Here is a 14,246-nt window from a genome sequence, read left to right as displayed (position 1 = left end):
CCGCCCCCGGATGTCAGGGCGGCGCCTCCGTCGGTCAGCGGCGGAAGTCCGCCTTGCGCACCAGCCCGTGCACGCCGACGGTGCGGTCCACGACCTGCGAGACGGCGAAGTCGGCGGCCGCGGACAGGTAGGCGTACGCGATCGCGCGGTCCAGGCCCTGGTCGTGCTCGAGGAAGTCGAGGGCGTTGACGACGGCGCGCCGCATCGCGACGTCGAGGTCGCTGCCGTTCCCGCCGACGGCGCCGTCAGGATCGGACAGGCCGATGGGGATCCACGCGTCGTCGGTCTCGGCGAAGGGGTAGGAGTACGCGACGGACGGGGCGTCGCCGGAGCCCGGCTTGCACACCGAGAGGCGGAACGTGCCGCGCAGCGAGCCCTCCATCGCGGTGAGCGCCACCTCGCCGTCGCCCATCGCCATGTGCGGGTCGCCCACGTAGAACAGGGCGCCCGGCGCGCGCACCGGCAGGTAGAACGTGGACCCCGCACCCAGCCGGCTGATGTCGATGTTCCCGCCGCCCAGCGTGGGCGGGATGGAGTTCGCCTCGGGGGCCGTGAGGCCCGTGTTCTCCGAGAAGGCGACGCCCATCGTGCCGAAGAAGTAGCGCAGCGGGAACGACACGCGGGAGCGGCTCTCGCCGATGACCGCCTTGCCGCCCTGGATCTGCGCGAGCACCGACACGTTGCCGTACTCGGTGGGGACGCCGGTGTCGCGGCCGTCGGTCGCGACGGGCGGCATCACCTCGTCCAGCGTGATGCCCGCGGGCGCCCCGCCGGCGGTCAGGGCCAGCGCTCCCTTGCCGTGCCGCGAGGAGATCACGCCGTACGGCACACGCGGGACGACGTCGAGCGTCTCGATCTTCAGCACGTCGCCGGGCTCGGCGCCCTCGACGTGCACCGGCCCGGTGATGACGTGCGGGCCGTCGGTGTCGAAGTCGCGCGGGGTGCGGTCGTATCCCCCCGCGATGGCGACGGCGTCGTCCAGCACCTCGCGGCGACGCACGCCCCGCTCGCCGAACCACTCGACGGGGTCGCGGCCCTGGTCCTCGAGGATGCCCTCGTGCGACACGGAGTCGATCGTGATGGTGCGGCCTGAGCGGACGCGCGCCACGGCCGTCGCGTGCACCGAGGGGACGTAGCCCCACAGCACGTCGTCGACGTCCGAGCGCAGGTAGTGGTCCCCGCGGATGCGGCCCTGGCCCGGCTGCAGGATGCCGCCGAAGCTCGCCCCGCCGCCCCGGCCTGCGGTGGCGGGGGCCGCCGCGGCGGGGACCGCCGAGCCCACCGTCAGCGCCGCGCCCGCCCCCACGCCGGCCGCGGCCTGCAGGAAGCGGCGGCGGCCGAGTCCGGCGGTGAGGGTCTCGGCAGCGTCTCGTCCGTCGTGCATGTGGTCCTCCTGAGGTCGGCTGGGCCCGACGGTAGGCAGCCCGCATGACGTGCGTGTTCGGGCCCGGTGTCCGCCGGGTAACGGGGAGGGCTCGTTCGCTGGGAGTTCGCCGTGCCTCCTCTGACGTTCCGCTGCCCGGCGTCTCGCCGTCACCGGACGGTTGCCTCGGCTGCCTACCGTCGTCGCCATCGGCATGCCGGAGCGCCCTGACGAGGGCGTGTACTCGATCCGCTCCATCGACAACGGAGGAAGTACATGAACCCCCGCAGCACTCGCCTGGCCTGTGCGCTCGCCGGGATCGCCCCGCTCGTCGGGCTGGTCCTGGTGGCACCGAGCGCCAGCGCTGCCACGGCTCAGGCGCGCAGCGCCGAGCCCGACCTCTACACCGGCCACGTCGAGGTGGTCCGCGGCGACGCGGCCGACCCGGAGGTGCTCAACGGCACCGTCTTCGACGACAGGGACGAAGACTCGACGCAGGACCGTCGCGAGAAGGGCATCGCCGGCGTCACGGTGTCCAACGGCCGCGACGTCGTCACCACCGACGGCAAGGGCCGCTACTCGATCCCCGCGTACGACGGCATGACCGTCTTCGTCACCCAGCCCGCGGGCTACCAGGTGCCGGTGGACGAGGACAAGGTCGCGCAGTTCAGCTACAACCACCTGCCCGAGGGCTCGCCGGAGCTGAAGTACGGCGGCATCGAGCCGACCGGCCCGCTGCCGGAGGCGGTCAACTTCCCGCTCGCGAAGTCCAAGGCCACGGGCAAGGCGCAGCAGAGCTGCCCGATCGCCTCCGACACGCAGGCGTACAACATGACCGAGATGGGCTACGCCCGGGACGGCGCCGTGGCGGACCTCATGGACCGCGACGACTACGCCGGCTGCGGCATCCTCATGCTCGGCGACAACGTGGGCGACGACCTGAGCCTCAACCCGGCGCTGAGGGACATCTATGCCGAGGCCAACGGGCCCATCCGCCTGGCGCCCGGCAACCATGACATGGACTACGACGCGGCGGACGACACGCGCGCGCTCGACACGTTCCGTCAGCAGTTCGGGCCTGGCTACTACTCCTACGACGTCGGCCAGGCGCACGTCGTCGTGCTGGACAACGTCATCTACAACGGCGCCAAGGAGGGTGGCAAGAACGGCGGCTACAAGGAGGCGATCGACGACCAGCAGCTCGCCTGGCTCGAGGCCGACCTCGCCGAGGTGCCGGCCAACAAGCTCGTCGTCGTCGCCGCGCACGCGCCGATCGTCGACCACCGCATGGTCGTCACCGACAACGCCGCGGAGCTGTACGACGTGCTGGAGGGCCGCAACGCCGTCACCGTCGGTGGCCACACGCACATGCTGGAGAACCTGCTGCCGGGCGACACCCGCGCCGAGTGGCAGGCCGGCGGGGTCGACGAGCTCGAGCACACCCAGCTCGTGGCCGGCGCCGTGTCGGGCAACTGGTACTCCGGCGGCCTCGACGAGCAGGGCCTGCCGTACGCGTTCATGACCGACGGCGCCCGCCCCGGCGTGCTCACCATGGAGCTCGACGGCAACGAGTTCTCCGAGCGGTACACGATCCGCGGCGAGTCGGACGACCTGCAGCTGGCGCTCGGGGTGAACACCCCGCACTGGCGCGAGTGGGCGGCCAAGCAGCTCGAGTGGCGCGACGGCGGCAAGGAGGGCGACGCGCCCGCGCTCGGTGACGAGGGCGTCGTCTCCGCACAGGACCTGGCCGGCGACAGCTGGCTGACCGCCAACTTCTACGCCGGCTCCTCGGACGCCCGCGTCGAGGTGTCGATCGACGGTGACGCTGCGGTCGAGGCGGAGCACACGCAGCCCATGCAGGGCGAGGCGCTCGCGAAGGGGTGGGAGTACTCCGACACGTTCGCGGCCACGCGCAACCTGCTCACCAGCGGGGGCGTCACGCAGTCGAACGCGCACCTGTGGCGGCTGCCGATCCCGGCCGACCTCGAGGCGGGCACCCACACCGCGGAGGTCACCGCGACCGACAACCACGGCCGTGAGTTCACCGAGACCCTGCGGTTCACGGTGACGGACGAGCGGCCCACCGCGACGACGACCGTGCTGCGCGGCGAGGTGCCGGGCAAGGTCCCCGCGAACATCGGGGTGACGGCGAACAACTGACGCTGCCTCACTCGAAGTAGCGCGGCACGTCCAGCGGGCCGCCGTGCGCGACGAACTCGTCGTGCACGGCGGTCCGCAGCGCGTCGTCGGACAGGTACTCCAGCGCGGTGAGGGCGAGCCCGACGGCGCTGTCGACGGCGGCGGGCACGGCCGCGGGGCCGCCGGCGGCGGCGGCGAACTCGGCGGTGTGCAGCGCCACGTCGGGAGCCGACACCTGCACCAGGGGGTGCATCCCGGGGACGCGGAACGACACGTTGCCGAAGTCGGTCGAGGCTGCGATCGTCTCGGAGACGACGCCGGCGGGCAGCGGGTCGCGGCCACGCCGTCGCTGTGCCGCCACCCAGCGCTCGGTGAGCGCGGCGTTGGTGCGCACGGGCAGGCTCGGCAGGGCGCCGTCGTCCCAGGCGATCTCCACCTCGGTGCCCGTCATGAGCGCGGCGCCGCGGGCGACGTCGTCGAGCCGGGCGGACAGGTCGCGCAGGGTGTCCGGGTACTTCGACCGGGCGTAGAGGCGCATGACGGCCCGCTCGGTGATGATGCTGGGCCGGGTGCCGCCCTCGACGATCGTCGCGTGCACGCGGTCCACCGGCGGCATCTGCTGCCGCAGCAGGCCGATGCCCTGGTAGGCCAGGTTCGCGGCGTCGAGCGCGTTGCGCCCCATGAACGGCTGGGCCGACGCGTGCGCCGGCCGGCCCGTGAACGTCCAGGTGAGCAGCCGCCGCCCCAGCCACACCTGCTCGGCGACGTCCTGCCCGTACGGGTGCACCATGATCGCCGCGTCCACGTCGTCGAACGCGCCGGCGCGGGCCAGCACCTCCTTGCCGGAGTGCCCCTCCTCGGCGGGCGTGCCGAGCAGGACGACGCGGCCGGCGGGGGCCTTGCCGGAAGAACCGTCGCCCGACAGCACGTCGCGCAAGGCGAGGAACGCGCCCACCCCGGCGGCGGCGATGACGTTGTGCCCGCAGGCGTGCCCGATGACGGGCAGCGCGTCGTACTCCGCGCAGATCGCGATCGTCGGCCCGTCGCCGCCGTCGCGGGACCCGCCGAGCTCTGCGCGGAAGGCGGTCGGGACGCCGTGGGCTCCCAGCTCGGCCTCGACGCCGTGCCGCGCCAGCACCTCGACGAGCGTGGCCGCACTGTGGTGCTCCTCGAACGCGGGCTCGGGGTCGGCGTGCAGCCGCTCGACGATCTCGCGCAGATCGGGCTCGAGCGCCTCGGCCGCCCGCTCGACGGCGTCCGCCACCGCGGCGGGCAGCAGCGACGGGGCGACGTCGGACGGCGGGGCGGCCCGCCGCCGTTCCTCGCTCTCCCGGAACAGGTGGTCGAGGTAGGCGGTGCTCGGGCGGGCGGGAGGAGCGGCGTTCGCGTCGGGCACGGTCATGTCCTGCATCGTAGGGAAGCCGTCGCGGCGACCGGGAGGAACGGCGCGAATCTCATGATGCGGACGAATCTCTCGCCACGGATGCCCGGGGCCACTACGGTCGGCCGGACACGCCCGCGGCGGCGGGCCGGACCCTGGAGCTCGCGTGACCAGCACCGTCGACGCACGATCCCGCACCGACCGGTTCCTGGCGGGGGTGGAACGGGTCGGCAACAAGCTGCCCGAGCCCTTCACGCTGTTCCTCATCCTGTTCGGCGTCATCGCCCTGGCGTCGACCGGGATGGCGCTCGCGGGCGTCACGGTGCAGATGCCCGGCAGCGACGAGGTGGTCGAGGTCAAGGGCCTGTTCACGGCCGAGGGGATGACCTGGCTCACCGAGAACCTCGGCGAGAACTTCCTGGGCTTCCCGCCGCTGGTCACGGTGCTGCCGATCCTCATGGCGGTCGGCGTGGCCGAGAAGTCGGGGCTGCTCGGCGCGGCGGTGCGCTACGCGTTCGGCTCCGCGCCGCGGTGGGCGCTCGCGTACGCCGTCGGGTTCGTCGGCGTGATGGGCAGCATCATGTCGGACACCGCGTTCATCGTCATCCCGCCGCTCGCCGCGATGGTGTTCCGGGCCGCCGGGCGCCACCCGGTCGCGGGCCTGCTCGGCGGGTTCGCCGCCGCCGGCGCGGGCTACTCCACGAACATCCTCGTCACCAGCCTCGACGCGCTCTTCGCGGGCATCACCAGCTCGGTCGCCCAGATCCTGCCCGACCCGGGCTCGCCCGTGAACCCGCTGTCGAACTGGTTCTTCAACGCCGTCTCGTCGATCGCCCTGTCCCTGCTCGCGGGCTTCCTCATCGACAAGGTGCTCGAGCCGCGGATCCGCCGGCAGGGCGTGCCGACCGAGCAGGTGGCGGACGACGGCGAGGACCCGCTCGCCTCGGCGTCCGCGGCCACGACGACGGACGAGCGCCGCGGGCTGCGGAACGCGCTGGTCGTGGCGCTCGGCGTCGCGGCCGTCATGGTGGTCGCCGCGCTCGTGCCGGCGTCCCCGTGGCGCAACGAGGACGGCGCGTTCCTGCCCGAGTCGCCGCTGCTCAGCTCCATCGTGTTCATCGTCTTCACGATGTTCCTGGTGCCGGCGATCGTCTACGGGCGTGCGGTCGGGACGGTGCGCCGCATCGAGGACGTGCCGATCATGTTCGGCCAGGCGCTCAAGGACATGATCGGGTTCGTGGTGCTGGCATTCGTGCTCGGCCAGTTCATCGCGTTGTTCAACTGGTCCGGCGTCGGGCAGTGGATCGCGGTGTCCGGGGCGTCGGCGCTCGAGTCGATCGGGCTGACGGGCTACGGCGCGATCCTCGGCTTCCTCGTCGTCGCCTCGCTGCTCAACCTGTTCATCATCTCGGGGTCGGCGCTGTGGACGCTCATGGCCGCCGTCTTCGTGCCCATGTTCGCGCTCATCGGGTACGAGCCCGCGTTCGTGCAGGCCGCGTTCCGGGTGGGCGACTCCGCGACGCAGATCATCACGCCGCTCAACCCGTACATGATCGTGCTGCTGGCCTACCTGCGGCGGTGGGAGCCGAGCGCCGGCCTCGGCACCGTCATGGCACGGCTGCTGCCGTTCACCGTCTGCTTCTGGCTGGTGTGGGCGGCCATCCTCAGCGTGTTCTTCTTCCTCGACCTGCCCGTGGGCCCCGGCAACGGGATCTTCCTGGACAGCTGATCCCGTCGCCGGGACGGTTCACGCGCGCCGGGTGCGGCTCGGCGCCGACTCGTTCCACAGTCGGTCGAGGGCGGTGACGGCGTAGGAGTAGCGCTCGCCGGGCACTGCCGTCGTGTCCGTGAACCCGTGCAGCACCTGCCCGTCGGAGCGGACCGTGCCGAGCAGCTGGGTGGCGTCCTCGATGTCCACGCGGGCGCCCTTCCCGGCGGCGCGGTAGACGGCGAACGACGTCGCACGGCGGCGGTGCGGCGCCGCGTCCACCCAGCGCAGCGCCACGCCGTCGTCGCCGGGGCGGGCGTGGGTGAGCACCGGCTGCTGCACGCGCGTGCCGGGCAGGTGCGGCATCGTCGGGACCAGCGCCGGGTGCGCGTAGTGGTCGGCGCGCACGCGGGACATGGAGCCCTGCGGGTCCTGCGGCACGTGCTTGGCGGAGAAGTAGACGTTGCCGTGCACGGGCGTGCCCTGCTCGGCGACCTCCGCGCAGAACGTGAGGTGGTTGCTCAGCTCGGCCGGGTCGGTGAACACCCCCGACGTCACCTTGTACAGGGCCTCGCCGATGTACAGGTGGGTGCCCGACTGCGCGGCCACGCCCGCCCACCACGGCACGAGCTTGGCGTAGTCCGCGACGGCGAGCCCGAACTGCCAGTAGATCTGCGGGTTGATGTAGTCGAGCCAGCCCTCGAGCACCCACCTGCGCGTGTCGGCGAACTGCAGGTCGTAGCTCTGCGACCCGCCCGTGTCCGAGCCGCGGGGGTCCGTCGAGGCGTTGCGCCAGATGCCGAACGGGCTGATGCCGAACTTGACCCACGGCTTGAGCTGCTTGATCCGCTCCGAGACGGTCCGGACGAAGGTGTCGACATTGTGCCGCCGCCAGTCCTCGATCGTCGCGAAGCCGGCGCCGTGCGCGGCGTACGTGGCAGCGTCCGGCACGGTCTGGCCGGCCACGGGGTAGGGGTAGAAGTAGTCGTCGAAGTGCACGCCGTCGATGTCGTAGTGCTCGACGCTGTGCAGGATCGCGGCGTAGATGTGCTCGCGCGCCTCCGGCAGGCCCGGGTCGAAGTAGAGCTTGCCGCCGTACGGCCACACCCATTCGGGGTGCCTGCGGGCCGGGTGGTCGGGCAGGAGCTGCGCCGGGTCGGCCTGCATGGACACGCGGTACGGGTTGTACCAGGTGTGCAGCTCGAGGTTGCGGGCGTGGGTCTCGGCCACGACGAAGGCGAGCGGGTCGAAGCCCGGGTCGCCGCCCTGCGTGCCGGTGAGGTACTGCGACCACGGCTCGTGGGGGCTGGGCCAGAACGCGTCCGCCGTCGGACGCACCTGCACGAAGACGGCGTTGAGGTTCATGGCGGCGGCGACGTCGAGCCAGTGCCGGTACTCGGCCCTGAGCTCGTCCGCGCTCAGGCCGGTGCGCGACGGCCAGTCGATGTTGACGACGGACGAGATCCACATCGCGCGCAGCTCCCGCTTGCGGGCGGTGGTGCCGGCGGCCTCCGTGGCATCCGTCGGCAGGGCGGCGGCGGGCGTCATCGAGCCGACGGTCACGGACAGCGCCGAGCCGGCGACCCCTGCCGTCGCGAGGGAGAGGAAGCCGCGGCGATCGAGGGCTCGTCCGGTCGGGTCAGGGTGCGTCATTGCAGACCTCCGTGGGTGAGAGCGGTCGGGTAAGGGAGTTTCACGCTCGGTGGTGCCGATGAAGACGAGTGTCGTGGATGGCCTCCGCGCGCGCTACCCCTCCCGTCGTGCTTACCGTGCCGCTGGGCAACGATGCCCCAGGACCCTGACGCTGAGAGGGCACCACCATGCGCACCCTGCGACGCATCATCACGACCGGAGTCACCATGGGGATCGCCACGACCGTGGCGCTCACGACGAGCCTCGCGGGAGCGGGTGCCGCGACGGCTGCCGTCCGGCCGCTCCCCGACAAGTCCTACGGACTCTCCTCCTACTACGGGCCGCGGTGCATGCCGATCAGGTCGGCGTCCACCTACCACCTCGGCCAGGACATGAGCGCGAAGAAGGGCACCCCGATCAAGTCCGTCGCGCCCGGCACCGTCATCAAGGCCGGCTCCACGCCCGGCTTCGGCCAGGTCGTCGTGGTGCGCTCCAACGCCAACGGCGGCAAGGTCTTCGCCGTCTACGGGCACGTCATCGACGGCGACAAGTACGTCAAGGCCGGCAAGTACGTGAAGCGCGGCCAGCGCATCGCCGACGTGGGCAGCTCCGGCACCTCGACCGCGCCCCACCTGCACCTGGAGATCTGGAAGGGCGCCTACAAGGGCTCCGGCACCACCACCGACCCGCTGCCGTGGATGAAGAACCACGGCGCGTCGCTCACCGCGGGCGCCGCCTGGGCGAACAAGCGCGTCGTGCCGTCGTCGTGCACGTACTACACGACGACGCGCGTGAACCTGCGCTCCGGCCCGGGCACGAACTACCGGGTGGTGCGGGAGGTCCGGGTCAACCGCGTGATGACTGCCAAGCCGGGAGCCAGCTCCGGGGTCTGGCGCAAGGTCACGCGCGACGGCACCACCGGCTGGATGCACGCGGACTACGTCTCGCCGGGGCTGACGTCCCTGGGGACGCGGTACGTGGAGGTGAACGGGCTGCGGCTGCGCTCGAAGCCCAGCACCAGCGGCACGGCCCTCGACACGCTGAACAAGGGCAAGGCCGTGAAGAAGATCTGGCCCACGTCCAACGGCTGGGTCAAGGTCTACGTCAACGGCAAGCAGGGCTTCGTCGCCGCGAAGTACCTGCGCTACTGACCTCTGATCGACCGGCCCGGCGTGGCCGGGCCGGTCGATCAGGCCGCGTGCGGGTCGGTGGCGTTGAGCCGCGCGACCGTCGCGTCGTAGGCGCCCGACGTCTCGGCGAAGCGGAGGAACTTCACACCCTCGACGAGGATCTCGTGGGCGTCGGGCCGGGCCGACAGGAGCTCGACCACCTCGTCCGCGAACGCGTCGAGCGGCATGGCGATCGGGCTGTCCTCCTGCCCCGGCATGAGGGCGGTGCGCACCGCGGGCGGCACGATCTCGATCACCTGCACGCCCGCCGGCTCGAGCTGCAGCCGGATGCCCTCGCTGAGCCGGTGGACCGCGGCCTTGGTCGCGTTGTACGTCGGCGTCACGGCGAGCGGCACGTGCGCCAGGCCGGACGAGACGGTGACGAAGGCGGACCCGGTGCGGGTCCGCAGGTGCGGCAGGAACGCGGCGGCGAGCCGGATCGGTCCCAGCAGGTTCGTCACCACGGTCCGCTCGGCGGTGGCGAGGAAGTCGTCGGTCGTCCAGTCCTCGGGCTCCATGATGCCGGCCATCGCGACGACGGCGTCCAGGGCGGGGTGGCGCTCCAGCACCTCGCGTCGTGCGGCCTCGATGCTCTCGGGGTCCGCGGTGTCGACGCGGACGGCGTCGATCCCGGGGTGGGCGGCGACGATCTCGTCGAGCAGCGCGGCGCGGCGGCCACCCACGATCACGGTGCTGCCACGGGCCTGCAGGCGCAGGGCGAGTGCCAGGCCGATGCCGCTCGTGGCGCCGGGGACGAAGACGGTGCTGCGGGTGATGTCCATGGCGTCCACCCTGCGTCGGGCGGCACCCGGGCGGGAGAGGAGCGGACATCGGGGGACCGGCGGTCCCTGGCTGGGGTGTGGCCGACCCGGTGTCGTCGGCGGACGATGGGCAGATGGATCGCCCCGCCCTCGCCGAGTTCCTGCGCCGCCGTCGCGAGGCGGTGCAGCCCGCCGACGTCGGCCTGCCCGCCGGCGCCCGACGCCGCACCGCCGGGCTGCGGCGGGAAGAGGTCGCGGCGCTCGCGGCGATGTCCGCGGACTACTACACCCGGCTCGAGCAGCAGCGGGGCCCGCAGCCGAGCGAGCAGATGCTGGCCTCCCTCGCCCGGGCGCTGCGCCTCACCGACGACGAGCGGGACTACCTCTTCCGCGTCGCGGGACGGGGCACGCCCGACCGCGTGACGATGTCGTCGCACGTCTCGCCCGCGCTGCTGCGGGTGCTCGACCGGCTGTCGGACACCCCGGCCCTCGTGCTCTCCGCGCTCGGGGAGACCCTGGTGGCGAACGACCTCGCCGTCGCGCTGCTGGGCGACCGCTCCGCCCTGACCGGGTGGGCGCGCAGCGACGTCTACCGCTGGTTCACCGACCCCTCGGAGCGGTTGCTGTACCCCGAGGACGACCGCGACCGCCAGGGGCGCTCGCTCGTCTCCACGCTGCGCGTGGCGCACGGGATGCTCGGCTCCCGCTCGCGGGCGGGGGAGCTGGTGCGGGAGCTGCAGGCGCGCAGCCCCGAGTTCGCCGAGCTCTGGGACCGGCACGAGGTGCACCAGCGCTTCGCCGACCACAAGACGTTGCTGCACCCGCAGGTCGGGCCCGTCGAGCTGGACTGCCAGGTGCTGTTCACCGAGGACCAGACCCAGGCGCTGCTCGTCCTCACCGCTCCGCCCCGCTCCGAGGCGGAGGAGAAGCTCGACCTGCTCGCCGTCGTCGGGCAGCAGGCCATGGCGCGGTGACCCCGGCGCCGTGCCGACCATGCACCTGCGCGCGGTACCCGGCCTGATTCCGCGCGCAGCTGCATGGTCGGCGGGAGGGCGGGGCCGGGCGGGTCAGGCCAGGTAGTCCTCGACGAGCTGCGCGGCGATGCCGGTGTACGACGCGGGCGTGAGGTCCGCGAGGCGAGCGGCGACGTCGTCGGGCAGGCCGAGGCCGGCGACGAACTCGCGCATCCGCGCGGCGTCGACGCGCTGGCCGCGGGTGAGCTCCTTGAGGCGCTCGTACGGGTTCTCCATGCCCTCGACGCCGGCGACGGACGCGGCGCGCATCGCCGACTGGACGGGCTCGCCGAGCACCTCCCAGTTGTGGTCGAGGTCGTCGGCCATGAGCGCGGCGTTGACGTTGAGCGCCTTGAGGCCGCGGCGGGTGTTGTCGATCGCGAGCAGCGAGTGGCCGAACGCCGGGCCGATGTTGCGCTGCGTCGTGGAGTCGGTGAGGTCGCGCTGCAGGCGGGAGGTCACGAGCGTCGCGGACAGGGTGTCGAGCAGCGAGCACGAGATCTCGAGGTTCGCCTCGGCGTTCTCGAACCGGATCGGGTTGACCTTGTGCGGCATGGTCGAGCTGCCCGTGGCGCCCGCGACCGGGATCTGCGTGAAGAAGCCCAGCGAGATGTACGTCCACACGTCGGTCGCGAGGTTGTGCAGGATGCGGTTGAACCGGGCGACGTCGGCGTAGACCTCCGCCTGCCAGTCGTGCGACTCGATCTGCGTGGTGAGCGGGTTCCAGACCAGGCCCAGGTGCTCGACGAACGCCTTCGACACGGCGGGCCAGTCGGCGCCCGGGACGGCGACGGTGTGCGCGCCGTAGGTGCCGGTGGCGCCGTTGAGCTTGCCCAGGTACTCGGCCCCGTCGATGCGGCGCAGCTGGCGGCGCAGGCGGTGCGCGAGGACGGCGAGCTCCTTGCCCATCGTCGTCGGCGTGGCAGGCTGCCCGTGCGTGCGGCTGAGCATCGGGACCTCGGCGTGCTCGCGCGCCAGCTCGGCGAGCTGGTCGGTCAGCGCGGTGGCGGCGGTCAGCCACACGTCGCGGACGCCGCCCTGCACCATGAGCGCGTACGAGAGGTTGTTGATGTCCTCGCTGGTGCACGCGAAGTGCACGAGCTCGCTCGCGGCGGGGAGGTTCGTCGTCTCGCCCAGGGCCTCGGGGGCGGCGGCGATGCGGCGCTTGATGAAGTACTCGACGGCCTTGACGTCGTGCACCGTCTCGCGCTCGATGGCGGCGAGCTCCGCGATCTCGTCCGCGCCGAACGTCGCGGGGATCGCGCGCAGGTAGGCGATCTCGTCGTCGGACAGCGTCGGGGCGCCCGGGACGACGGCGCCCGGGCTCTCCTGCGTGCCGTTGCACAGCGTGACCAGCCACTCGACCTCGACGTGGATGCGCGCCCGGTTGAGCGCGGCCTCGCTGAGGTGGTCCACCAGCGGCGCGACGGCGCCGCGGTAGCGGCCGTCGAGCGGCCCGAGGGCGATCGGCGGGGTGACGTCGGCCAGGTTCACACGGCTGTTCACGCGGGTCTGGACGTCGGACGGCGAGCTCTGCGGCGCGGGGGAGGTCACGGCCCACATTCTCCCACGAGGGTGGGTCCGGTGGTCGAGTCGGTCGTGCCGGTCGAGGCCCGGAGGTCTCGACCGGCACGACCGACGGTTCAGCCGAGGAGCGGGTACGCGCCGCGGATCGTGCCGCGCGGGTCGCGGGCACGCTTGAGGTCCCGCAGCCGCGCGAGGGTCTCGCCGTCGTAGGCGGCCGCCGCGCTCTCGCCCGGGGCGAGGAACGTGGCGGGCTTGCGCAGGGTGCCGACGCCGGCCAGCTCGGCGGGCAGCGCCTCGAGCCGGCGCCCGACGGCGGTCGCGAGCCCTGGCTCGAAGGCCAGGCCGAACGCGTACAGCAGGTAGGGCTCGGCGATCGCCCCGAGTGCGCCGGCGTCGTCACCCGGCTCGGCGAGCGCGCCCCCCAGGTGCCGCAGCTGCAGCATCAGCAGCGGGGCCACGGACGACGTGAACAGGCGCTCCACGGCCTCGCCGTCGATGCCGCGCAGCAGCTCGGTGCGTCCTTTCCCCGCGGCGGGGTCGGCCGGGTCGGCCGTGACGTCCCCGACGTCGGCCAGCGCGACCGGGCCGATCGCGACGTCGAGGCCGGGCCCCAGCACGTCGGGCACGGCGGCGAACGGCGCGAGCAGGTCGCGCGCCGCGCCGGCCTCGCCGAGGTACGCGGCGTGCAGCACGACGACGGCCGGGGCGCCCGGTGCCTCGACCCGCGACAGCCACAGGCTGAGCGCAGGCGGGGCCGTCGCCGTCACGCGCCGGTAGACGTCGAGGACCTCCCCGGCGCGGGCGGCCGGCCAGGCGACCCTGCCGCCCGAGAACGCGGGCACCGGCTCCAGGTCGATCTCCATCGAGGTCACGACGGCGAGGTCGCCGCCCCCGCCCCGCAGCGCCCAGAACAGGTCGGGGTCCGCGGTGGCGGAGACCGTGCGGCGCTCGCCCCCGGCGTCGACGACGTCGAACGACCGCACGTGGTCGGCCGCGAGGCCGTGCGCGCGGCTGAACCAGCCGAGGCCGCCGCCCAGCGTGTAGCCGACGGCGCCGACGCCCGGCGCGCTGCCGAGCAGGGTCGTGAGGCCGTGCGGTGCCGCCGCGGCCTGCACGGCGCCCCACGGCGCCCCGGCGCCTACCCGGGCCGTGCGGCGCAGGTGATCCACCTGCACGTCGTCGAGGCGGCCGGTGCGGAGCAGGACGGTGCCCGCCACGTCGCCCGACGCGCCGTGGCCGGTGGACTGTGCCGCGACCGTGAGCCCCGCGGACCGCGCGTGCCGCACCGTGGCGACGACGTCGTCCGCCTCCGCGACCTCGACGACGGCCGCGACGGGCTGTCGCACGGCCAGGTTCCACGGGGTCGAGGCGGCGTCGAAGCCGTCGTCGCCCGGGAGGAGCAGCCGCCCGGTCAGCGCGCCCGCGAGAGTGGCGGCCAGGGTGCGGGCCTGGGTGTCGGTCGAGGTCAGGGAGGTCATGCGGGCTCCTCGGGTGATGGCCGGTGTCACCCTCCCGTGGTGGGGTGGGGCTCGGTGGGCACCGGCAGCGGGTGC

General features: G+C 73.2%; 10 protein-coding genes. 4 read left to right on the top strand and 6 right to left on the bottom strand.

All coding sequences use genetic code 11. The features are described 5' to 3' along the window. Positions 1–34: 34 nt before the first annotated feature. Entirely contained in the window at positions 35–1,384 is a 1,350-nt protein-coding gene (locus tag B5Y66_RS20355) for an acetamidase/formamidase family protein (protein ID WP_079576453.1), read from the bottom strand. Between the two features lie 255 nt (positions 1,385–1,639). Here B5Y66_RS20355 and B5Y66_RS20350 point away from each other — a divergent pair, with 255 nt between their 5' ends. Beyond that, positions 1,640–3,523 (top strand): calcineurin-like phosphoesterase C-terminal domain-containing protein, encoded by a 1,884-nt coding sequence (locus tag B5Y66_RS20350; RefSeq protein WP_176168946.1) that lies wholly within the window; start codon positions 1,640–1,642, stop codon positions 3,521–3,523. A gap of 7 nt (positions 3,524–3,530) precedes the next feature. Here the strand turns inward: B5Y66_RS20350 and B5Y66_RS20345 are convergent, their stop codons facing one another. Further along, positions 3,531–4,904 carry a M20 family metallopeptidase gene (locus B5Y66_RS20345; RefSeq protein WP_079576452.1) on the bottom strand — a complete coding sequence of 458 codons (1,374 nt, stop codon included), beginning with the start codon at positions 4,902–4,904 and terminating at the stop codon, positions 3,531–3,533. Between the two features lie 145 nt (positions 4,905–5,049). Between B5Y66_RS20345 and B5Y66_RS20340 the strand changes: the two genes are divergently transcribed. Beyond that, entirely contained in the window at positions 5,050–6,612 is a 1,563-nt protein-coding gene (locus B5Y66_RS20340) for an AbgT family transporter (RefSeq protein ID WP_139821017.1), read from the top strand. 18 nt (positions 6,613–6,630) lie between these two features. Here the strand turns inward: B5Y66_RS20340 and B5Y66_RS20335 are convergent, their stop codons facing one another. Continuing rightward, a complete protein-coding gene (locus B5Y66_RS20335) occupies positions 6,631–8,244 on the bottom strand; it encodes a glycoside hydrolase family 10 protein (RefSeq protein WP_079576451.1) in 1,614 nt (537 codons plus the stop codon). Between the two features lie 167 nt (positions 8,245–8,411). On the opposite strand from B5Y66_RS20335, the gene B5Y66_RS20330 reads away from it, so the two are divergent. Then, complete coding sequence (locus B5Y66_RS20330; RefSeq protein ID WP_079576450.1) at positions 8,412–9,374, top strand: peptidoglycan DD-metalloendopeptidase family protein; 963 nt, start codon at positions 8,412–8,414, stop codon at positions 9,372–9,374. A gap of 38 nt (positions 9,375–9,412) precedes the next feature. Here the strand turns inward: B5Y66_RS20330 and B5Y66_RS20325 are convergent, their stop codons facing one another. Further along, the gene (locus tag B5Y66_RS20325; protein ID WP_079576449.1) at positions 9,413–10,174 is read right to left on the bottom strand and encodes an SDR family oxidoreductase; all 762 of its coding nucleotides are present in this window, start codon (positions 10,172–10,174) and stop codon (positions 9,413–9,415) included. A gap of 113 nt (positions 10,175–10,287) precedes the next feature. Between B5Y66_RS20325 and B5Y66_RS20320 the strand changes: the two genes are divergently transcribed. Further along, positions 10,288–11,127 carry a helix-turn-helix transcriptional regulator gene (locus B5Y66_RS20320; RefSeq protein WP_079576448.1) on the top strand — a complete coding sequence of 280 codons (840 nt, stop codon included), beginning with the start codon at positions 10,288–10,290 and terminating at the stop codon, positions 11,125–11,127. Positions 11,128–11,220: 93 nt separating this feature from the next. Here the strand turns inward: B5Y66_RS20320 and purB are convergent, their stop codons facing one another. Continuing rightward, entirely contained in the window at positions 11,221–12,729 is a 1,509-nt protein-coding gene (gene purB / locus B5Y66_RS20315; RefSeq protein WP_407656415.1) for an adenylosuccinate lyase, read from the bottom strand. Between the two features lie 80 nt (positions 12,730–12,809). Then, a complete protein-coding gene (locus B5Y66_RS20310; RefSeq protein ID WP_079576447.1) occupies positions 12,810–14,171 on the bottom strand; it encodes an FAD-binding oxidoreductase in 1,362 nt (453 codons plus the stop codon). Positions 14,172–14,246 lie beyond the last annotated feature (75 nt).

The sequence above is a fragment of the Krasilnikoviella flava genome (genome assembly GCF_900167525.1).
In the GTDB taxonomy this organism is placed as follows: Bacteria; Actinomycetota; Actinomycetes; order Actinomycetales; family Cellulomonadaceae; genus Isoptericola; species Isoptericola flavus.
This window is presented reverse-complemented; position numbering and strand designations above follow the sequence as displayed.